Source organism: Bradyrhizobium sp. CCBAU 53340 (assembly GCF_015291645.1).
Classification (GTDB): domain Bacteria; phylum Pseudomonadota; class Alphaproteobacteria; order Rhizobiales; family Xanthobacteraceae; genus Bradyrhizobium.
In genome coordinates this window covers 538,528-558,999 of the sequence record NZ_CP030056.1, presented here as the reverse complement: position 1 = coordinate 558,999, position 20,472 = coordinate 538,528, and the positions used below count along the sequence as shown (strand labels likewise).

Sequence of the window (20,472 nt, the reverse complement as noted above, 5' to 3'; positions counted from 1 at the left end):
GATCAAGCCACAGTTACTTTGATGTTTCGGTCTGGGCAGAGACGTGCGCTGGCCTTCTGCTCTTCGACTTCTAATTGCAATGATTTTGTTTGAAGGCGCCGTCAGGCGGAGTCTTGATGCTCCCGACCAAGAGAGGAACCCGATTCGTCCGTTTTGAACATGAACATCGGATGACCCTCCTGGCAGCGGACGGGCGATGGTGGCGCAACTGTATACTAATCGAGGCGTCCGAAACTGGCGCCCGCGTTCTTATCGACGGATCGCCAGACGTGCTGCGATCACGGCATTTTTTCTTGCTGCTTTCAACGACTGGCTTGGCGTTTCGGCGCTGCGAATTGGTCAGGCTGGACGGTTCTGAGGCGGACATTCTGTTCAAAACCGGCAACGCACCTTGCTGAAGAGACGACGTGCGCACGGCCCGACTGGTTTTCCACCCTCACGCAATGGCCCGCACGGCGCCCGAGAACAGGCTGGCCGGGCGGCTCAAACCGTAGTGATCGCGCAGACTGCTGCCCGCATAATCACGGCGGAAGAGGCCGCGCTTGCGCAAGATCGGCACGACCTGTTCGGCGAACAGGTCGAACCCGCCCGGCAGCCACGGAGGCATGACGTTGAAACCGTCGGCTGCGCCGTTCTCGAACCAGGTCTGGATGTTGTCGGCGATCTTTTCCGGGGGGCCGGCGATGACCCAATGCCCGCGCGCACCGGCGAGGCGCTGCACCAGCTGGCGGATCGTGGGCTTTTCGCGATCGATGATGTCGACGATCAGCTTGAAGCGGCTGGCAACGCCATGCGCACCGTCGGTATCGATCAGGTGACGTGGGAAGGGGCCATCGAGATCAAAGCCGGCGAGGTCGAGCCCGGTCATCTGGCGGAGCTGGGCGAGCGAGAACTCCGGCTGGATCAGCGCGTTGAACTCGTCCTGAAGCCGGTCGGCCTCCGCTTGTGTGCTGGCGATGAACGGCGAGATGCCGGGCAGGATCTTGATCTGGTCAGGGCTGCGATCGAACGCACGCGCCTGCCGTTTGATGTCGGCATAGAACTCCTGCGCGCTCGCCAACGTCTGGTGCGCCGTGAAGATGGCCTCGGCAAAGCGCGCTGCGAAGGCGCGTCCGTCCTCGGAAGAGCCGGCCTGGACATAGACGGGCCGGCCCTGCGGCGTCCGTGAGACGTTGAGCGGGCCGCGCACGCGGAAGTATTTCCCTATATGGTCGATCGCGTGGATCTTGCTGGTATCAGCGAAAATGCCGGAGACGGGGTCATTGACGAGCGCATCGTCCTCCCAGCTGTCCCATAGCGCGGTGACGACATCGAGATATTCGCGCGCCCGCTCGTACCGCTCGTGATGCGGAGGATGCTCAGGCAGGCCGAAGTTCTGCGCTGCCTGTGGCGAGCTTGTCGTCACGATGTTCCATCCTGCACGCCCGCGGCTGAGGTGATCGAGCGACGCGAACAGCCGAGCGAGATTGTAGGGTTCGGTGTAGGTGGTTGAAGCGGTCGCGATCAGGCCGATGTGCGTGGTAGCCGACGCGATCGCGGCGAGAAGCGTGATCGGCTCGAGCCGGAAGCGCTGCGCGTAGCGGACGTTATCCGAGAGCACCGGCCCGTCGGCGAAGAAGACCGCGTCGAACTTGTGCGCTTCGGCGCGTTGCGCCAGTTCCTGATAGTAGGTGACGTCGAGAATGCGGTCCGTCGTCGAGGCCTTGTGCCGCCACGCGGCCTCGTGATGACCGTCCGGATAGATGAAGAAGTTGAGGGAAAGCTGGCGTTTGCTCATCATCTGGCTCGCAATGGTTGGTTATCTCCGGATCGCGGCGTCACCGCGCGCGTTGCAGTTGACTCTATGTCGATGCTCGCAAAGCTGTCGATGTAATGAATTTGCGTTGTTGTCGGCGAAGCGAGCATGAACGATACGAGCGCGTCGCTAGCGGGAGATGAGTGCGTTCGTGCTGGTGATCAAGGCAAATGAACCGCGTCGTTTCGTGCGTCCGTTGGCTCGATTTTGCTCGTCTTCGCGCATGTGAGGCGCTCGCATGGGCCGTCATGATCGCAAATCTTTCCGTGCTCGCCGTCCCAACGAAGCGATCATTGCGCGGCGCCGAAAACAACGCTGGTTTCGTTTCATTGACTGGAGCGCCATCGCTTTTACCATCGGCAACGTCCAAGCGAGGTCGTTCACCATGCGGCAATCCGATCCAAACATCGTTCGCAATGTGGCCCGGCTAATGGTGCTGTGCGCATCGCTTCGCACTGCGGCGATGGCGGAGAGCTGTACCGCCGGGATCCGCCTGCTGCCGACTGTCTAGCCGCCGACGTGATCCCCTAGGGCCAACCAGGAAACCACCCGTCACTGTCCGCCGCCGCCGGCATGACCGGCGTATGGCGGAGCTTTGTCCACGAATTCAATGAGAGATACGATCATGAGCAACCCGATCACCATCGACAACGTCATTCCGCGCGCCGATATCGTCAAACGTGCGGCCCGGCTCGGTGCCGAAATCCGGAACGTCAAATTATCAGGCGATTTGTCCGACGACGTCATTCGCGCCATCAATCATGTGCTGCTGGAGCACAAGGTCACCTTCTTCCGCAACCAGGGGCATCTCGACGATGCCGAGCAGGAGCGCTTTGCTATCAGGCTCGGTAAGCTCGTGCCGCATCCGACGGTCGGTGCGACCAAGGGCACTTCATCGATCCTGGAGCTCGATTCAGGTCGTGGCGGCGGTCGTGCAGACCAGTGGCACACGGACGTCACCTTCGTCGATGCCTATCCGAAAATCTCGGTGCTGCGTGGCGTTGTGATCCCGCCATACGGCGGCGATACCGTGTGGTCGAACACGGCGGCGGCCTATCTCGACCTGCCGGCGCCGCTGCGCAAGCTTGCCGACGAGCTCTGGGCGGTCCACAGCAACGCTTACGACTACGCGGTGAAGACGCCCGCGAGCGAAGCGGATCGCAAGCATTTCGACGAGGTTTTTACCGGCACGATCTATGAGACGGAGCATCCGGTCGTGCGGGTTCATCCCGAAACCGGCGAACGCACCCTGGTGCTCGGCAACTTCGTGCAGCGCTTCGTCGGCTTGCCGAAATATGATGGCCAGAAGCTGTTCGAGCTTTTCCAGTCCCACATCACCGCGCCCGAGAACACCGTACGCTGGACCTGGCAGGCCGGTGACCTCGCGATCTGGGACAACCGGGCAACCCAGCACTACGCCGTCAACGATTATGGCGATCAGCACCGCGTCGTCCGCCGCGCCACCATCGATGGGGAAGTGCCTGTCAGCGTCGACGGTCGTCACAGCGTGACGCGCGTCAAGGCGCCGAAGGCGCAGGCGCCCAAGGCCGCTTGATCTCCAACACTTGACCGGGTTTGACACATGAACTCTCTGTTTCAATTTTTTCAAGCGCGGCATCGTGCTGCACGGAGCGCCGCACGGCGGCTGCTTGTCAGCGCGCTGGCATTGGGCCTTGCCGCTCCCGCCTTCGCCGAGCCGCCGCTCGACAAGAGCGAGATCCGGTATCAGGGCTGGGCGGGGCAGGTGACCTTCATCGAGCTCGCCGACGACCTCGGCTATCTGGCGCCCCTGAAGCTGAAATGGGTCGGCAACACCATCAGCGGCCCACAGGACATCCAGACCGTGGTGACCGGGGATATCGACATCGGCGGGGCTTTCTACGGCGCGATCCTCAAGCTGATCGCGGCAAAGGCGCCCATCAAGGCCGTGGTCGGCTATTACGGCTCGGACGCCAACACCTATAACGGCTACTTCGTCAGGGACGACAGCCCAATCAAGACCGCGCGCGACCTGATCGGCAAGAAGGTCGCCGTCAATACGCTCGGTGCCCATCTGGAATTTGTGCTCCGCGAATATCTCGCCCGCAACGGCTTGACATCAGCGGAAGCCAAGCAGGTGACGCTGGTCGCGATCCCGCCGGTCAGCGGTGAACAGGCCTTACGCCAGGGCCAGGTCGAAGTGAGCACCCTTAGCGGCGTGCTGCGCGACAAGGCACTGGAGCGTGGCGGCATCCACTCGCTGTTCAACGACACCGGTCTGTTCGGCAATTTCACCGGCGGCTCCTACGTCCTGCGCGACAAGTTCATCAAGGACAATCCGGAGGCCTCACGCAAGCTGATCGAGGGCATTTCGCGCGCCATCGCTTGGGCGCAGTCGACGCCGCCCGAGGAGGTGCGCGCGCGCTTCGGGCGCATCATCGCGGAGCGCAAACGTAATGAGGACGCGACGCCGATCAAATACTGGAAGAGCACGGGCGTCGCGAGCAAAGGCGGGGTGATCTCGGATGCCGAGATCCAGGTGTGGATCGACTGGCTGGAGAAGGACGGTCTGTTCAAGCCGGGCCAGGTCAAGGCCTCCGAGACCTACACCAACGCCTTCAACTATTTCCGTCCCGGCAAGACGGCGGAGGCCCAGTGACCCAAGCGAGCCCGATCAAAATCAGCTTCGAACACGTCCGCAAGGAATTCGTGACGCGCGGCGAGGGAGGCGGCCCGTTGGGCCGTTTCACCGCCCTCGAGGACATCACGCTCGATGTTCGCACTGGTGAGTTCCTGGCCCTGGTCGGTCCCAGCGGCTGCGGGAAATCGACCCTGCTCGATCTGTTGGGTGGGCTGACGACGCCGACCAGCGGCCGCATCCTGCTCGACGGGCGGCAGATCAAAGGGCCCGGCCGCGACCGCGGCATCGTGTTCCAGCAATACGCGCTGTTTCCCTGGCGCACCGCCCTGGAGAATGTCGAGTTCGGGCTCGACATCGCCGGGCTGAAGGCCGCGCAGCGACGCGAGATCGCGCGGCATTTCCTCGACCTCGTTGGCCTGTCCGGATTTGCCAGCCGCTATCCGCACGAGCTCTCCGGCGGCATGAAGCAGCGCGTCGCGATTGCCCGCAGTCTTGCTTACGATCCCGAGGTGCTGCTGATGGACGAGCCGTTTGCCGCGTTGGATGCCCAGACGCGCGAGACGCTCCAGACCGAGCTGCTGCGGATCTGGCGCGCCACCGGCAAGACCATCGTCTTTATCACCCATGGCATAGACGAGGCCGTAGCGCTTGGCCAACGCGTGGCCGTGATGACCTCGCGCCCGGGCCGGATCAAGCAAATCTTCGACATTCCGGCCTCGCTGCGCAGCGAAGATGAGGACGTGCGTTCGCTGCCGGAGTTCGGTCAGGTCAGGCACGAGATATGGAGCCTGCTCCGGGAAGAGGTGCAGAAGGCGCAGCAGGGACAATCGAGCCGCCCCGCCGATGTCCGTCGCGGCAACAGTGACGTGAAGGAGATCGCGCATGTCTAGCCTTGAAACGCTGACGCTGCTGGAGCTCGCGCATGGGCGTCCGAACGCGTTGTCAGGCGGAGATCGCGCATCCCCACGGATCGCCGGCCGGCTTCATGCTGCCCTGCGCGCGCTCGGCGCATTGGGGCATCGCTCGCTGCTGCTCATCGTGCTGCTGTCGGTGTGGGAGGTTGCCCCGCGACTTGGGGTGGTCGATCCGGTATTCCTGCCGCCGTTCTCCGAGGTGATTGCCGCCGGCTGGCAGCTCGCACAGAGCGGCGAGCTCTATGACGACGTGTCAGCAAGCCTGCTGCGTGCCTTGAGCGGGTTTCTGATCTCGGTTGCCTTGATCGTTCCGCTTGGCCTTCTCGTCGGCTGGTACGCGCGGCTCGGCAATCTCCTGAACCAGTTCATCGAAATCTGCCGTAACACCGCGCCGCTGGCGCTGCTGCCGGTCTTCATCCTGCTGCTCGGCATCGGCGAGATGTCGAAGATCACGATGGTAATCTACAGTTGCGCCTGGCCGCTGCTGCTCAACACGATCGCCGCCGTCAAGCAGGTCGATCCGCTCCTGATCAAGTCGGCGCGCACCATGGGCGCGAGCCCGCAGCAATTGTTCCGCAAGGTCATTCTTCCGGCAGCGCTTCCGACCATCTTCGTCGGCATTCGCCTCGCCAGCGCCTCTGCCATGCTGGTGCTGGTCGCCTCCGAGATGGTCGGGGCGAAGGCGGGGCTCGGCTATCTCATCATCAACAGCCAGTACAGCTTCCTGATCCCGCAGATGTATTTCGGCATCCTGGGCATCACTGTGATCGGGCTGGCGTTCAACGCTGTGCTCGAGGTGATCGAGCGGCGCTTCATGCGCTGGAAGGCGCCGGTTTCGGCGTGAGCGCGCCAATTGTAATGGTTCGAACTTGGGGACGTGTTCAATGACCAACCAAATCCATCGCGCCGAGCGTAGGTCCGCACCTTCAGGATCGGTCGAATATGATGCAGACGTGCTGGTGCTGGGTGGCGGGCCCGCGGGCACCTGGGCAGCGGTAAGCGCGGCCGAACGCGGCGCGCGTGTTGTTCTCGCCGATAAGGGCTTTTGCGGCACCTCGGGCTCGACCGCGGCGGCGGGAACCGGCGTCTGGTACGTCGATCCCACGCCGACTGACCGCGAGGCGTCGATGGCGAGCCGCGAGAAGCTCGGCGGATATCTTCAGGACCGCCGCTGGATGGTCCGCACGCTCGATCTCACTTTTCAGCAGAGCAATCGCCTCGCCGAATGGGGCTATCCCTATCCCGTGGATGACCACGGCAAGTCGCAGCGCAACTCGCTGCAAGGCCCCGAATATATGCGCTTGATGCGCAAGCGGACCAAGCAGGCCGGCGTCACCGTCCTCGATCACAGCCCGGCGCTGGAATTATTGCTCGACGAGGCCGGGGCGGTTGCGGGCGCGAGCGGCCTGCGTCGCCAGAAGCAGGATCGCTGGACCGTGCGCGCCAAAGCGGTGGTGATTGCGACCGGCGGCTGTGCGTTTCTGAGCAAGACGCTAGGTTCGAACGTGCTCACCGGTGACGGCTATCTCATGGCCGCCGAAGCCGGCGCCGAATTCAGCAGCATGGAGTTTTCCAATCCCTACGCGATCTCGCCGGCGTTCGGCTCGGTCACCAAGACGCTGTTCTATGGCTGGGCCAACTTCACCTATGAAGACGGCAGCTGGTGCTGCATCCAAAGGCGGTCGTTCCGCGATTGCCCGAGCCCTGCTTCGGGGGGCCGGTCTATGCGCGGCTCGACAAGGCCGACGCGGACGTCCAGCTGCACATGCGGGCCTCGCAACCGAATTTCTTCCTGCCCTTCGACCGCACCGGAATCGATCCGTTCAAGGATCGTTTTCCGGTTACGCTGCGACTGGAAGGCACCGTGCGTGGCACCGGCGGCCTTCGCATCGTCGACGAGACCTGCGCAACCACCGTCCCCGGGCTCTATGCCGCCGGAGATGCGGCGACGCGCGAATTGATCTGCGGTGGCTTCACCGGCGGCGGCAGCCACAACGCCGCCTGGGCGATGACGTCGGGGACGCTGGCCGGGCAGGGCGCCGCGGACTACGCGCGGCAAGCCGCTGACGGTCGAGAGCTGTCCTCGGCTGGAACGGTCGGCCTCCGGAGCCGGTCGCGGCGCGCATTCGAGCCGGCCGCGCTGGCGCGAGCCGTCCAGGACGAGGTCTTCCCCTATGAGCTGAATTATTTCCGCGAGGCCTCACGGCTCGGTGGTGCGCTGGCGCGCCTCGATGCCGCCTGGCGCGATGTCTCGGAAGCAGGCGCTGCCGGCGCGGCCGAATTGCTCCGCACGCGTGAAAGCGCGGCGATGCTGGCCACAGCGCGATGGATGTACCGCAGCGCACTGGCGCGTCAGGAAAGCCGCGGCATGCATCGTCGTGACGATTTCCCCGAGCAGGACCATCGGCAGCGCCACTACCTGACATCGGGCGGCCTTGACGAAGTCTGGACCGCCGTCCGGCCCCATGCCGAGGCGGCTTACGCGGAGGCTGCGGAATGATCGAGGTCATCGATAGCGAGCGCTGCACCTCTTGCGACATTTGTGTCGCGGTATGTCCGACCAACGTATTCGACAAAACGGACGGGCTTCCGGTGATCGCGCGGCAGAGCGATTGCCAGACCTGCTTCCTCTGCGAGCTCTATTGTCCTGAGGACGCGCTCTACGTCTCCCCTTTTGCCGATGAGACAGAGCGGGTCGATCTTGTCACCGTCAAGGAGGCCGGGGTGATGGGCAGCTATCGCCGTGCCGTCGGCTGGACCGACGAGACGAGCAATCGGCGCAACGCTGATCGCAGCTACCTCCTCTTTGTGCATTGAGGACAGTGCATGCATTCGCTCCCGCTCCGCCATCAATGCGACTAACGTTGCGGCGTAGGTGCGTAACGCGATGGAGGCAACTTCGCTGGGATCGACGCATAGATCTGATAGAAACCGTCAATGACGGTCTACTCGCAACTCAAGAATTTCATATCCAGCGCCGGGCGAGGCTCGCCTGACCCCACAGTCCGCGCGCAGGGACTTCATCGAATTCAAATAACCAGTGGGAAGGAAGCGTCTCTCACTCTATTCTGTCAGAAACCCCGGCTATTCAAGCCTTAGAGCTCCTTGTAGATCGGGATCGTCTCGGTATGTGCATCGATGACTTCGATGACTTGTCGTTGCAGCGGGAGTTCTGTCTTGCGCTCCTTCCAAAGTTTCTTGAAGCGCTGCACCGTTTCCGCAGCCGTTTCGAGCGCAAGCGTCTCCGACATCTTCGCCTTGGCAGCCAGATGCGCCAGCTCGTCCTTTGAGAATTCGGCCATCTTCTTCGTGCGCGAATAGTTCAACGCCATCTTGTCGTCCGGGATGTACGCAATAGTCGAGAGCAGATCGTAGGCGGGCGACAGGACGGGTGTCCGCCCATCAGGGTAGATCAATGACCAGTTCTTCAGGTGCATGTCGGCGTTGCCGATCAGTGTGCTGAATACGAGTCGTCGGACGAACTCGGCGAGGTCGGCCTCACCAGTCTCAATGCCGAGGACACGCGCGATGCTTCGGTAATTCGCCTTGTCGTATTTTTCATCCGGAAAGACGCCGAATACCTGAGCGAAATCCTCCATGTGGACCGGAGCATCAGCCGTGCGGTCGAACCGCTTCACGGCAAACGCCCGCCCCTCGAGTTCGCCGATTCCGTCCGGAAGACCTTTGATTGCCTCGACGTCGATCAGTTGAAGCTCGGGCACATCCATGCCGATGTCCTTCGCCAGGGTCATCATGGAGTATTCGTTCTCAGGCACGCCGATATACTGATGTGACGGTAGCTTGACGATCCATGAACCGCCGACACCTTCGACCGGAATAGTGAGTCCGCCCTTCTTGGGATCATTCTTGAGCGCGGAGAACTTCAGCTGCACGCCCGCAAGCGAGAAGCGCATCATGTTCTGCCGTTTATCGGGCGTAAGATTCTCCTCGACCTGGGGGGGCAGCGCGTCTCCATCGGCCGGGTGGACCGACAGGGCACCCGGAAGGTCTCGGCCCAGCATCCACAGGAGGAAGAACTCGCGCCGTTCCTTCACGCCCGCCCGTTCCGCAAGATAGCGACGAAGCGGCCCTTCCGGCAGAAGATTGGAGAAGAATGGCGCGAGAACTTGTTGATACGGTTTGAACGAGGTGAGCAGATTCCCGAACGAGTCCTTGAAAGACAGGCTCAAGGTGGAACGGTGGGCGTCATCGATGTAGGTCTGATTGAAGGCGAGCAGCGAACGATCGCCCTGCACGAGTGTGAGAGTCGCGATCGGGGTATCGTGCAGGTGGACATTTAGAACGGATACGTCAGGCATCGTCGTCCTCATCGTCGAGAGCGTAGGCGGGGCGAGGGGCTTCTTCGGGATGAGCGACCCTGTTGCGTACACCCTGTAACGCGCCTGCAGAATCTTCCAGCAGAGCCCTGGGTATAGGTTCGACGCTATAGGGACGCAGGCTCTCGACGATATCTGAGACAAGTGCCAGGTCGGTTTTTGAAAGATGGACCTGTTTCAGAAAGCGAAAATATTCGGCGATGCGGTCGAGGGTGGCTGAACTGCCATAGCGTTTCCTTTGACCAGAGACGATGCGTTCGGCCTTGCTGAAGACATCCGACGATCCTTGTTCGGACGAGAATTCGGCAGCGTTTGATCGCAGTAAGCCCTCTATCGCGGGAAGAAGTTTCTTCGGCACAAGGACGAGCTCCAGGTCGAGCGCCCGCGCCATCTGCATGAAGCTCGACAGGCCCGGTTCGAGGCGACTGGTCTCGATTTGCGAGATGTGCGCCTGGGTCATACCCGCGCGGGCCGCCAGCGCGCGTTGGCTCATGCCCGCCTTTGCGCGCTGAGCGGAGGCGGCTTTGATGAGCTCTTCACTTTGGTAAGTCACAATATATTATCCTGATCAAATAAGTCATTCGATCTGTATTATATATCGAAACGCCGACATGTCTCAAGCTGACCGATCAGTATTGTTATCAAGCAGCCATCATGATAAGTAAAATTATCGATGAAGCGCGGACGAATTTCGCTTGCGCGCGGCCTTCGCCGGGCCGGCTCTTGACTAGGCCGCCCGGCCCAGGCCCTGCGGCGTTCCCGCCCGCGCAAGAAACTGCGAAAAACCTAGCTGCCTAGACGATCATCGCTGCCATAGCCGAGAGGCGAACGGATCCATCGTGGACCGATAACGAAAGAGACTTTGAGAGCCTCAGATCCATCAACCCGCTTTGCAAAGGCCGGAACTCATAAACACGAGGGAATTGCTTCCTTGCGAACCAAAATAAAGCCTCAGCGATCGCGGTGTGTTATGGTTTTTTGCAACAACCCAAAATATAACTAGCAAAATTAGCCTCTTAGTTTGGGTTCCATGAAGCGTAGCGATCTCAGCCGCACCATCCGGGAAACCCTAAAACGGCTTCCGCCACCCTACGATTCCCACTACGGGATCGTTCCACCGGCACCTCCAGAGGACGGCGTATTCGCCCCCGGTGCAGCGAAAGCCCTGGAAGCGGCACAAGCGGCATTCGGGACGGTCAACGCCATCCTTACCAGGCGCGAGGCGGTCAGTTCCTCGTCGATCGAAGGCACCCAGAGCACTCTCGACGAACTGCTTTCCGTCGAAGAGACGGGCGATGACGGCGCCCGCAACGAGGCACGCCAGGTCTGCAGCTACGCCGTCGCCCTCGATAGGTTTGTCCCGCGGGCCACCGAGCTTGGCTACGGCGTCTTCACTATTGATCGATCAAGGATCTCCATCGCGCGTGATGAAGGACGACCCGGATTATCAGGACGATCCCGGCGACTTCCGAACGCGCGTAGTCTGGATCGGCGGGAACAAAGACATCGCATATTCAAGTATAAATCCTCCACCCCCACCCGACGTGCCAGATTGCCTCGCTCAGGCGGTCGACTACCTCCGGAACGAGGGCATGCAGCAGATGACTCAAGGGTTCATCACGCGCATGGCCATTGCGCACGCCCATTTCGAAGCGGTACACCCCTTTCGCGCCGGCAACGGTCGCGTGGGTCGTCTCCTCCTCCCGCTCATGATGGCGGCGGAGAAGCGTGTACCGCTGTACCTTTCTCCCTACATCGAAAGCAAGAAGGGCACGTACTACGCATCCCTCAAGAACGCCCAGCAGCGGCTCGACTGGGAGCCGATCATCACGTTCATGGCCGACGCCGTGACCGCCACCGTTGAAGAGCTCATCCGCACCCGGCAGGCGCTGTCGGAGTTGTCCGAACGCTGGAGGGGTCGCCGGAAATTCCGTAAGGGTTTCTGCGGCTCTTCGGGCGCTGGACGAGCTTCACAACTATCCGGTCGTGACGGCGAAACGGCTCCGCGAACTTCTCGACATCTCTACCGCCCAGATCAACCAGGGCATCGCGCAGCTGGAAGAGGTGGGCATCCTACGGGAGCGGACCGGCTACGCGCGCAACCGCGTACGCCGCCTCGGAGGCGCTTGCCATCATCAACCGCCCGTTCGGCGAAGAGCCGGTTCTCGCAAACGTCAGTCCCGAGGTCGGTCCTGACAAGATCTCGGTCGGCCCCAAGGGGCCATAGAGCGAATTCCGGAAGATGGCTGCGGCTCAGAATCGAAGAGGCGCTCCGGCTGCTTCATCGAAATAAATCCGTTCTCTTATGCCGGTATTGGCGGATGAAAAATTTAGAACTGGCAAATTTGGAACTATGGGCAGGCAAACTATGCCGCGAGAGCTAAGCGGATCGTCCAGGTGGTCCACGGCCATGGATGCTCGCGTCATGTTCAACCGCGGCCTTCTTCGCATCCGTCGCAACTGGCCGACCACTGTCCACGCCGCCGGCCTTTATTCGGTATTGGCTATCCGTTGAGCCTACGGCTGGCCGTCTGACAACGAAATCGGCCCCCGCAACCGAATTGCTGCCGGAGCCGGAATTCACCTCGTCCAAATGCTTTCGCCATCAAACTGCAATCCCACGCCTCGTTCCATCGAACGTGGCTCACGGTGCTGTCGACGCAGATCAAGGCGCGCAGGCTCGGAGTGCCGAGGAGTCCGGGGGTGCAACGTAACAGTGCCGGGGACCACGCTCGTGCCGATCGGCAGAATTCAACCTGCGTCTCGGCATGTCGCTTTGAACAGCGTCAACATCGCATCGGCCCACATAGCGGTGCCCATTCCGCAATGCGTCCGTCTGATCGTATTGCGGTCTTTTTCGAATGAACTCAGAGCCTTGATTTAGGCTGCTTCTCCTATGAGTCTCTTCGCGGCCTGAGTTAGGAGGCCCGATCTCGTAAAGCCGTGCGCTTCAGCATATTTGTCGATCTGATTCAGAACGTCCTCAGGAAGGGTGACATTCACACGTATAGCCTTTGGTTGTTCGGGTTTGACCGACACCAAAATAGCTACCCCAGTTCGATGATCAGGATCTGCCATAACATCCTCTAGAGTAGAGGGCTCCGGAATGGCTTCTCCATCTTCAGCAAGACCCTCGATATGAAGGGTGAGGGCTTCCTCTGCCATAGCACGAGCGTCATCAAGGCTTTTGCCTGCCGTGATCACTCCGGGGAAGTCTGGAAATGAGACGCCGAAATCGCTGTCGGCATCCTTATGGATAAGACCAATATAGTTACGCATGGCGCTTACCTCAGTTTGAGACCTGACTGCTTTTCAATACTCTTCAGTGTCCCGAGTGGGACATCCCGTTCGGGGTGCGGAACAATTACGCGACCCTTCTTGAATGGATGTTTGAACTGCACATGGCTGCCTTTCCGGCCCACCTCAAACCATCCATCCCCTTGAAGGATCGAGATAATTTCCCGGCTTTTCATAGTGTGTATTTATACACACTATGTGTAGACTGTCAACCCAATGGTAACCGGTATGAGCTCCCACGTCTGCAGTGATCAGCCTGTGCGAGCGTAGCGGGTCGGCATCCAGTACTGACGCATGGCCTCGACGACGTCCGGAATGTCGGCATGGGCGTTGCGCAGGAATTCCTCGGTCTCGCGGCCTTTCCTTGGTGGTCCAAGCAGTGGACGCCCTTGATCGTCGACGCAATGCAGCAGGATGGGCAGGAGCAAGCCGTGGTGTATGTTGCTGACGTCGAGCAGTGGGCCCCAGGCTGATAGTCGCAACCGCATGGCGGCATGGAATCCCTGACACCACGGCCGCGCATCAACGTCGCCATTCGGCTTGCGGCCATGGACCGGTGCGAACCGATGTGGTGCGGTGGAAAGAACATTACTGATGTCGTTGTGGCGCAGCGCGACGGCCGAAATCGCGGCGAACTCCGGCGTGCCGCCATGGTTGAATGCGTCGGCGTCGATGGCGAGCAGCGGACAGATCCAGTCGAGCGGACTCATCGACACCGGCCCGGCCACGATCGCGGCGACATAGCCGTCGAGCATGGGAAGACTGGTGGCGACGGGATGCTGCTCGGCACGAGCCTGTAGCCAAGGCTCAAGTTCGTCGAGCGGCATCGCGGCTGCCGCCATCGATGATGAAGATGATGAACGGCGGCGGCGGGTCATGCGGCCACCCGTGCGCTGAGCTCGCGGGTCGCCTTCCAGTTCCAGGGGAGAAGTTCGTGCAGCTGGTGGCTCTTGGTCTGACCGGAGACGATGCGCTCCAGCACATCGGCCAGATAGGCCTGCGGATCGAGTTCGTGGAGCTTTGCCGTATTGACCAGCGACGCAAGGATTGCCCAGCTCTCGGCGCCGCCCTCGCTGCCGCTGAACAATGAGTTACGGCGCCCCATCGCAATCGGGCGCATTGAACGCTCGACGGTGTTGCTGTCGACCTCGACGCGGCCATCGCGGAGAAATAGCGTCAGTCCGTCCCAGTGATTGAGCGTATAGTTGATGGCCTCCACTAGCTTCGATTGGGAGAACAGGTGGTCGAGCATCGAGGTCAGTCGCGCCTTCAGCACCTCCATCAGCGGTGCGGACCTGGTGCGGCGGGCGGCAAGCCGCTGTTCGGCGCTCAAGCCACGGATCTCGGCCTCGATGGCGTAGACCGCTTGCAGGCGCTCGATCACTTCGTGAGCGAACGGCGACTGCATCGTCTTGTACACCTCGACGAATTTGCGTCGGGCATGCGCGAGACAAAAAGCCAGCTGGATCGCCCCGCCTTGACCGCGGGCAAGCGCTTTGTAGGCGGCATAGCCATCCACCTGCAGAATGCCGGAGAAGCCGGCCAATTGCCCGGCGATCTCCTCGGTGCCGCGGCCATCCGCAAACACATAGGCGACCGCCGGCGGCGATGGGCCACCCCATGGGCGATCATCCATCGCATGCGCCCAGAACTGGCAGATACGAGTGCGATGTCGTCCGGGATCGAGCACCGGCATCGGCGTCTCGTCGCAGAACAGCCGCGGCGAAGCCTGGATCGTCCGCAGCTGAAGCTCATAAAGACTCTTAAGCCACCATGCCGCACGCTTCACCCAGCCGGCGAGCGTCGCGCGGTCGAGATGAAGGCCCTGACCGGCCAGGATCTGCACCTGGCGGTACAGCGGCAGATACCAGGCGAACTTCGAGATCACCACGTGAGCCACGAGTGCCGTCGATGCCATGCCGCTGTCGATCAGACGCGGCAGCACCTTCGCCTGCACCACGCCGTCGGTGCAGCCGCGGCAGGCGTATTTGGGACGAATCGTGCGCAGTACCCGCAGGATCGCCGGGATCACGTCCAGTACCTCGCTCACATCCTCGCCGATCCGGTGCAGAAGGCCCTGGCAGCACGGGCACGCTGTCGTGTCTGGCTCGAGCACCTGCTCGCAGCGAGGCAAATGCTTGGGTAGCGCGCCGATGTTGCGCCTCGCCTTCTTGCGCGGCTTCCCAGCCGGCTTCGTCGCAGGCAAATCGTCGTTGGCTGGCGCAGGTGATGTGACGCCAGTCGCGAGATCGTCCAGTTCGAGCGCGAGCTGCTCGGCCACGATCGCCGCCAGCCGCTCTGAGCGCTTGCCGAAGATCATCTCCTTCAGCGTCTGCATCGCCACACGTAGCTTCTCGTTCTCGGCGTCAAGCGCGAGCACCATCTCGGCCAGAGCCGCTGCATCGGTCGGAAGAGCTTCGGGACGAATCGCCATGATCGAACGATATATCCGCCCATCACAGGCTCCAGCAAAATCTTCGCCTCTCAGCCGACAACGGCCGGCTGCTTCACAGGCTTGTGTGAAACACGCGTCCACTCAAGTCCGTCGAGCAGCATCGCGAGTTGTGTCGCACTCAGATGCACCACGCCGTCGCGGACCGGCGGCCAGGTGAAGTGTCCCTGGTGCAGCCACTTCGTCACCAGCACCATGCCGCTACCATCCCATGCCAGAAGCTTCACTCTGTCCGCGCGCTTGCTGCGGAACACGAAGATGTCGCCGCAATACGAGGTTCGCGTGCAACGCTTCGCTCACCAGCGCCGACAGCGTGTGCACCGACTTGCGAAAGTCGACTGGCTGTGCCGCCAGCACCACCTTGAGGTCAGACCGTAATGCAATCAACGGATGCCCCGAAGCGCCGATAGCACTGTCGAAAGCGTCGCCAGCTCCACTCCGGGCTCGACCCGGATGCGTGCCCCGCCCAGCTCGATCTCGATCATTCCGCCAAGCTTGCCTGGAGCCGATGCCATCTGCGGCGGCACCTTATGCGCGCACGCTAACCGGTCCGACTCGTCTGCCGTCGCCGGACCGCTCTCGGAAGCGATCCGGACCGGCACGAAGCCTGGCGCCTGAAAGCTCACTGCCGTCGCGAACTTGCGCCGCCACACCGTCAGCAACCCACGGACAACGCCATGGCGCCGAGCGACCTCGGAAATATTGGCCCCTTCCTCGAAGCTCTCGGCCACGATCCGAGCCTTCTCTTCAGCCGTCCAGCGCCGTCGTCGACGCTGCCCTGTGATCACCTCGATCCGACGATAGGAGCCGCTTTCCTGCCTGGCATCAAGCCTGGCTTCATGCATGGCATCTGCCATAGCCCACCTCCAAAAAACAGTTCATGCCAGGCTGTATCGCAGCTCATTCGCGCGATGCCCAGGTGGGGGGCTCATGCCGGTTACACCCAATGTTGACCCCAGGGTTCCGCCTTCGATACCGGAATTTCTGAGGCGGCGGTAACAGGACCGAATCTGCAGCGGGCTGGCGTGTGGCTCTAAGCGGTTGGCTGATACAGTGTTGGAAACCAACGATCGACAACCGCAGTTGGGAAGCCGAGCTTCACCGGCGAGCGTGTTGTGGACGAGACGAGGTAACCCTTTTCAATAAGGGAGTTGAGCACCGCCCGCGCCTGGCGCTCTTTGTAGCCGGTGAGGCCGCGCGCAGGGCCCCGAGCATATTCGCCCGCCATGACCGCTTCGCGCAGCAAAGGCCATGAACCCTTTGGAAGGCGCTTTGCACGCGTCTCCTCCTCGGTCCAAATCTCCATCCGCCTCAGTAATTCTTCCGGCTCCAAAAGCCCGGCCATGAAGTTGACCTGGTCAACACAGGTGGCCAGGAAGAATTTGCAGAAATCAAGAAGCCCTGCCATCGTAAGATTGCCTCGGCTATCGAGGTCGCCGCGACGCGGCTCGTCAGCAGCCTGCAGATAGGCGTGGTATTCCTCGTGAAGCCAAGTCAGTCGATTACCTCCACGCTTTCCTATTCGATCGCATCAAAGTCGATCGCCCCTTCGTCGCGGAGCTTGGAACCAACCAGCGCTCCGACGCGATCATGCGTGCCATCGTGAGCAGGACCAGGAGTCTTGGAATACCGCTGCTGGCCGAGGGTATCGAAACGGAGCAGCAATGGTCGTGGTTGCCCAAACTCGGCTGCAACGCAGCACAAGGCTATTTGATCGGTAGGCTAAAACTGCCACACGCCGTTTTGTCCCACATGATGAGTGGCAGGTCACGTCGACGAAAGATGGGGCTTGGGCACTCCGTGTAATGCACATTGTAGCATACCGTTCGGGACCGTGAAGATCATGAAGTCTGCTTGATTTGCCGATGACAGCAGATCTTTCTGGTCGCTTTCCGTGACGCGCCTTTTCTTATCATTTTTCGAAATAATTTCGATCGGGAAGTGGGCATTGCGACGACGGCGCCGGAAGGCGCGCGACCAAAAAATTCGACGGTTGCGGGCGAGGGGGCCAGACGGCTTGGCCGGCAGGTCACTACACCCCGAAACACGCCAGTTGGCTCATCATGGTCGAGTGCGAGATCAGCGTGTTTCAGCGCCAGTGTCTTGGCCGCCGCATCGACGACCCCAAAAGGTCCCGAAACGAGATCGCAGCATGGCAAAGCCGGCGAAGCAAAACTCGAGCTCGCATCAAGTGGATGTTCGCAACCTGACAAAGCACGCGCCAAACTCGGCCGCGCCTATCCAGCCACCGCAAAGAGTCAAAATCACTGAGCTGAACCACTAGGTGCTCGCGCATTTTAGTCGTTCCAAAAAACGTTAGGGTGATCCCGCTCAAATTTCGGAGTTTCAGTCGTTTCCGACACCGATAAGCCGGGCTAGTAAGAGCAATAACCAGAAGGCACCGTTCATTCGAACACTCCCTTCTTCTCTACGCCGAAACGACGCACTCCATCCTGCTTCGATCCGTCGCGGAACGAGGAGCGGAGCTCCTCGCCGGGGGCGCTCGGGAACGGCATGCATGCCTATCTGTAGGTTCAATCCTAATTCGGACTCCGTAACGATGAATTAGGACACCGCGGTTAGGCGGAGATCGTCGGGTGCTTCCTCAGTCCCACCCGACACAGCTTAAATGCGTATATCGGAAAAGGGAGGTCCCGGCGGCAAACCGGGGCTTTTTCGTTTGGCTCAAGGCGGTAAACACAAAAAGGCAAAAACGCCGCCCGCTTGAAAAACCGATGCGAGCGGCGTTTAGCCAGCCAAGGGAAGGTGATGCAAAATCCCAGCGAGCACTAGTATGCACAGACTGTAACACGATTTTGTGTCGGGGAAAGGGACACCCGCCAGACGAGTACCTGCTATCTCGCAGCAGGGTATTGTGTGTGAGCAGACTTGGTGGAGACGCACGCATTGCTAAGCGCTCATGTCACGGCATGCACAACGTCATATTCTGGCCGCCGCCAAAGCTCCCGCGTAAATACCCGCTCGATCACCTCGATTGCTCTCATCACTTCGGCCTTGCCGATATAAAGCGGGGTGATACCGAACCGCATGATGTCGGGCGCCCGAAAGTCGCCGATCACGCCATGGGCAATCAGGGCTTGCATCGCTGCGTAGCCCCTTTCAAATGCGAACGAAACCTGTGAGCCTCGCTCTTCATGCGAGCGCGGCGTCACCAGCCTGAGCTGCGGGCAGAGACGCTCGACTTCGCCAATCAGCAGATCGGCGAGCTCGAGCGAGCGAGCGCGGACTTCATGCATGTCGATGCGGTCCCAGATATCGAGCGAGGCTTCCAGCGCTGCCATAGCGAGCACGGGCGGAGTGCCGATCCTCATGCGCTCAATGCCAACTGCTGGTGCATAGCCGAGATCGAAGGCGAAGGGCTTGGCGTGGCCCATCCAGCCCGACAGAGCAGGCCGCGCGTGATCAGCATGGCGCGGCGCAATGTAGAGAAACGCCGGCGCCCCAGGGCCGCCGTTGAGATACTTGTAGGTGCATCCGGCCGCGAAGTCGGCGCCAACGCGTGCGAGATCGACGGGCAACGCGCCGGTAGAATGTGCGAGGTCCCAGACAGTGACGATGCCCAGTGCGTGGGCTCTTGCGGTGAGCTCGGCCATGTTATGACGCCGCCCCGTGCGATAGTCCACCTCCGTGATATAGAGCACCGCGATTTCCTCGGACAGCGATTCCTCTATCTCCTCAGGCCGAACGAGCCGCAATTGGTGCCCGCGTCCCAAGGTCGCGATCAAGCCTTCGGCCATATAAAGATCGGTCGGGAAATTGCCGGTATCCGACAACACGATTTTGCGATCACGATTCATCTCGAGCGCGGCGGAGAGCGCCTGATAGACCTTCAACGACAGCGTATCGCCAACGGTGACAGACCCAGTTTCAGCGCCAATAAGCCGTGCAATCCGATCACCCAGCTTGCGCGGCTGCACATACCAGCCGGCAGTATTCCAGGCGCGGATCAGCTCGACGCCCCACTGCTGCTGGATGACGCGGCCCATTCGATCAGCCGTGCTAAGCGGCAGCGGACCAAGCGAATTGCCATCCAGATATGTCACACCGTCCGGAATGTTGAACAGCGGCTTTGTCTGTTCGTAAACGCGCAATCTGTTTTCTGTAGTGCTCATAGGACCGTTCGGACGCGCCAGAGTTCCGGGAATAGTTCGACCTCCAGCATTCGCTTGAGATAGCTGACGCCGCCGGTGCCTCCCGTACCTCGTTTGAAGCCGATGATGCGCTCCACGGTGGTCACATGGTTAAAGCGCCAACGGCGGAAATAGTCCTCGAAGTCGACGAGCTTCTCAGCAAGCTCGTAGAGCAGCCAATGCGTTTCCGGCGCCTCATAGACACAGCGCCAGGCCTCGACCACTGCATCGTTGAGGCGATGCGTTTCACGGACATCACGTTCCAGTACGGAGCGCGGAATCGCAAGCCCCTTGCGGTTGCCGAGGCGCAGCACCTCGTCGTACAGGCTTGGGATTGTGAGCTCCCTCTCAAGAAGCCGTGTCGCCTCCGCATCATGCGCGTGCGGCTTCAGCATGGCTGGATTGCGATTGCCCAAAACATATTCGATGAGGCGGTACTGACGGGATTGGAAGCCGGACGACTGTCCGAGCTTCGCCCGGAAATGCGTATACTCGCTTGGCGTCATCGTGCGCAGCACGTCCCATGCGCTGTTCAACTGTTCGAAGATACGTGAGACGCGCGCCAGCATTTTCATTGCCGGCGCGACGGCGTCGCGTGCAATCGCGTCGCGGGCCGCACCCAATTCATGAATGGCAAGTCGCATCCAGAGCTCCGAGGCCTGATGCTGCACAATGAACAGCATCTCATCGTGCGCATCCGACAGCGGATGCTGCGCGCTGAGAATGGTCTCCAATCGCAGATAATCGCTATAGGACATCCGCGCAGCGAAATTCGTTTCTGCGCCTTCTGCTGTTGGATCGTAGTCATTGTTGGCCATCGCGGGCGTCCTTAGTCAGACCGATCAGACAAGGGGTGAGCTCTGACCAGGGATCTCTTAGTGGGACGACTGCGCCTGCAGGGGTTGC

19 protein-coding genes and 4 pseudogenes are annotated in these 20,472 nt (G+C 61.0%); 11 read left to right on the top strand and 12 right to left on the bottom strand.

The window, feature by feature from the left end; all coding sequences use genetic code 11:
- Window positions 1-436: 436 nt before the first annotated feature.
- Window positions 437-1,780, bottom strand: a complete 1,344-nt coding sequence (locus XH89_RS39220; protein ID WP_128929947.1) for an LLM class flavin-dependent oxidoreductase — start codon at window positions 1,778-1,780, stop codon at window positions 437-439.
- 253 nt (window positions 1,781-2,033) lie between these two features.
- Between XH89_RS39220 and XH89_RS39215 the strand changes: the two genes are divergently transcribed.
- The 7 genes and pseudogenes from XH89_RS39215 (at window position 2,034) to XH89_RS39185 (ending at window position 8,146) form a co-directional block, all read left to right on the top strand.
- Window positions 2,034-2,306: a hypothetical protein gene (locus XH89_RS39215; RefSeq protein WP_128929948.1), complete on the top strand. Its 273-nt coding sequence runs from the start codon at window positions 2,034-2,036 to the stop codon at window positions 2,304-2,306.
- A gap of 114 nt (window positions 2,307-2,420) precedes the next feature.
- Window positions 2,421-3,350 (top strand): TauD/TfdA family dioxygenase, encoded by a 930-nt coding sequence (locus XH89_RS39210; protein WP_128929949.1) that lies wholly within the window; start codon window positions 2,421-2,423, stop codon window positions 3,348-3,350.
- A gap of 27 nt (window positions 3,351-3,377) precedes the next feature.
- A complete protein-coding gene (locus tag XH89_RS39205) occupies window positions 3,378-4,433 on the top strand; it encodes an ABC transporter substrate-binding protein (protein ID WP_128929950.1) in 1,056 nt (351 codons plus the stop codon).
- Complete coding sequence (locus tag XH89_RS39200) at window positions 4,430-5,305, top strand: ABC transporter ATP-binding protein (RefSeq protein WP_206733218.1); 876 nt, start codon at window positions 4,430-4,432, stop codon at window positions 5,303-5,305. Before XH89_RS39205 ends, XH89_RS39200 begins: the two co-directional genes overlap by 4 nt.
- Window positions 5,298-6,173 (top strand): ABC transporter permease, encoded by an 876-nt coding sequence (locus XH89_RS39195; protein ID WP_128929951.1) that lies wholly within the window; start codon window positions 5,298-5,300, stop codon window positions 6,171-6,173. The genes XH89_RS39200 and XH89_RS39195 overlap by 8 nt, the downstream gene beginning before the upstream one ends.
- A gap of 40 nt (window positions 6,174-6,213) precedes the next feature.
- A pseudogene (locus XH89_RS39190) lies at window positions 6,214-7,829 on the top strand (FAD-dependent oxidoreductase).
- Window positions 7,826-8,146, top strand: coding sequence for a ferredoxin family protein (locus XH89_RS39185; protein WP_128929952.1), 321 nt, complete (start codon window positions 7,826-7,828; stop codon window positions 8,144-8,146). Before XH89_RS39190 ends, XH89_RS39185 begins: the two are co-directional and overlap by 4 nt.
- A 278-nt stretch (window positions 8,147-8,424) precedes the next feature.
- Here XH89_RS39185 and XH89_RS39180 read toward each other — a convergent pair whose 3' ends face one another.
- Together XH89_RS39180 and XH89_RS39175 are read right to left on the bottom strand one after the other, a co-directional pair.
- Window positions 8,425-9,648 (bottom strand): type II toxin-antitoxin system HipA family toxin, encoded by a 1,224-nt coding sequence (locus XH89_RS39180; RefSeq protein WP_128929953.1) that lies wholly within the window; start codon window positions 9,646-9,648, stop codon window positions 8,425-8,427.
- On the bottom strand, window positions 9,641-10,159 hold the full coding sequence (locus XH89_RS39175) for a helix-turn-helix transcriptional regulator (protein ID WP_249798546.1): 519 nt from the start codon (window positions 10,157-10,159) through the stop codon (window positions 9,641-9,643). The genes XH89_RS39180 and XH89_RS39175 overlap by 8 nt, the downstream gene beginning before the upstream one ends.
- A gap of 537 nt (window positions 10,160-10,696) precedes the next feature.
- Here XH89_RS39175 and XH89_RS41565 point away from each other — a divergent pair.
- Both XH89_RS41565 and XH89_RS41560 read left to right on the top strand, forming a co-directional pair.
- A pseudogene (locus XH89_RS41565) lies at window positions 10,697-10,957 on the top strand (Fic/DOC family N-terminal domain-containing protein); the annotation flags it as partial.
- Window positions 10,958-10,961: 4 nt separating this feature from the next.
- Window positions 10,962-12,050, top strand: coding sequence for a Fic family protein (locus XH89_RS41560; protein ID WP_308421745.1), 1,089 nt, complete (start codon window positions 10,962-10,964; stop codon window positions 12,048-12,050).
- A gap of 496 nt (window positions 12,051-12,546) precedes the next feature.
- On the opposite strand, the gene XH89_RS39165 is transcribed toward XH89_RS41560, so the two are convergent.
- The 7 genes and pseudogenes from XH89_RS39165 to XH89_RS39135 all read right to left on the bottom strand — a co-directional run bounded on the left by XH89_RS39165 (window position 12,547) and on the right by XH89_RS39135 (window position 16,823).
- Window positions 12,547-12,945, bottom strand: a complete 399-nt coding sequence (locus tag XH89_RS39165) for a type II toxin-antitoxin system HicB family antitoxin (RefSeq protein ID WP_128929955.1) — start codon at window positions 12,943-12,945, stop codon at window positions 12,547-12,549.
- A 5-nt stretch (window positions 12,946-12,950) separates the two neighbouring features.
- On the bottom strand, window positions 12,951-13,139 hold the full coding sequence (locus XH89_RS39160; RefSeq protein WP_128929956.1) for a type II toxin-antitoxin system HicA family toxin: 189 nt from the start codon (window positions 13,137-13,139) through the stop codon (window positions 12,951-12,953).
- A 75-nt stretch (window positions 13,140-13,214) separates the two neighbouring features.
- On the bottom strand, window positions 13,215-13,841 hold the full coding sequence (locus XH89_RS39155; protein ID WP_232995571.1) for a UPF0149 family protein: 627 nt from the start codon (window positions 13,839-13,841) through the stop codon (window positions 13,215-13,217).
- Window positions 13,838-15,397 carry an IS66 family transposase gene (locus XH89_RS39150; protein ID WP_128929539.1) on the bottom strand — a complete coding sequence of 520 codons (1,560 nt, stop codon included), beginning with the start codon at window positions 15,395-15,397 and terminating at the stop codon, window positions 13,838-13,840. Before XH89_RS39150 ends, XH89_RS39155 begins: the two co-directional genes overlap by 4 nt.
- Window positions 15,398-15,447: 50 nt before the next feature.
- A pseudogene (gene tnpB, locus XH89_RS39145) lies at window positions 15,448-15,802 on the bottom strand (IS66 family insertion sequence element accessory protein TnpB).
- Window positions 15,799-16,272 carry a transposase gene (locus XH89_RS42250; RefSeq protein ID WP_128929538.1) on the bottom strand — a complete coding sequence of 158 codons (474 nt, stop codon included), beginning with the start codon at window positions 16,270-16,272 and terminating at the stop codon, window positions 15,799-15,801. Before XH89_RS42250 ends, tnpB begins: the two are co-directional and overlap by 4 nt.
- Window positions 16,273-16,448: 176 nt before the next feature.
- Entirely contained in the window at window positions 16,449-16,823 is a 375-nt protein-coding gene (locus XH89_RS39135) for a hypothetical protein (protein ID WP_188637391.1), read from the bottom strand.
- A 68-nt stretch (window positions 16,824-16,891) separates the two neighbouring features.
- Here XH89_RS39135 and XH89_RS39130 point away from each other — a divergent pair, with 68 nt between their 5' ends.
- On the top strand, window positions 16,892-17,221 hold the full coding sequence (locus XH89_RS39130) for an EAL domain-containing protein (RefSeq protein WP_128930197.1): 330 nt from the start codon (window positions 16,892-16,894) through the stop codon (window positions 17,219-17,221).
- A gap of 224 nt (window positions 17,222-17,445) precedes the next feature.
- Window positions 17,446-17,686: pseudogene (locus XH89_RS41550) on the top strand (IS630 family transposase); the annotation flags it as partial.
- Window positions 17,687-18,333: 647 nt separating this feature from the next.
- Here the strand turns inward: XH89_RS41550 and kynU are convergent.
- The gene (gene kynU, locus XH89_RS39125; protein WP_128929957.1) at window positions 18,334-19,548 is read right to left on the bottom strand and encodes a kynureninase; all 1,215 of its coding nucleotides are present in this window, start codon (window positions 19,546-19,548) and stop codon (window positions 18,334-18,336) included.
- Window positions 19,545-20,384: a tryptophan 2,3-dioxygenase gene (kynA, locus tag XH89_RS39120; RefSeq protein WP_128929958.1), complete on the bottom strand. Its 840-nt coding sequence runs from the start codon at window positions 20,382-20,384 to the stop codon at window positions 19,545-19,547. Before kynA ends, kynU begins: the two co-directional genes overlap by 4 nt.
- Window positions 20,385-20,472 lie beyond the last annotated feature (88 nt).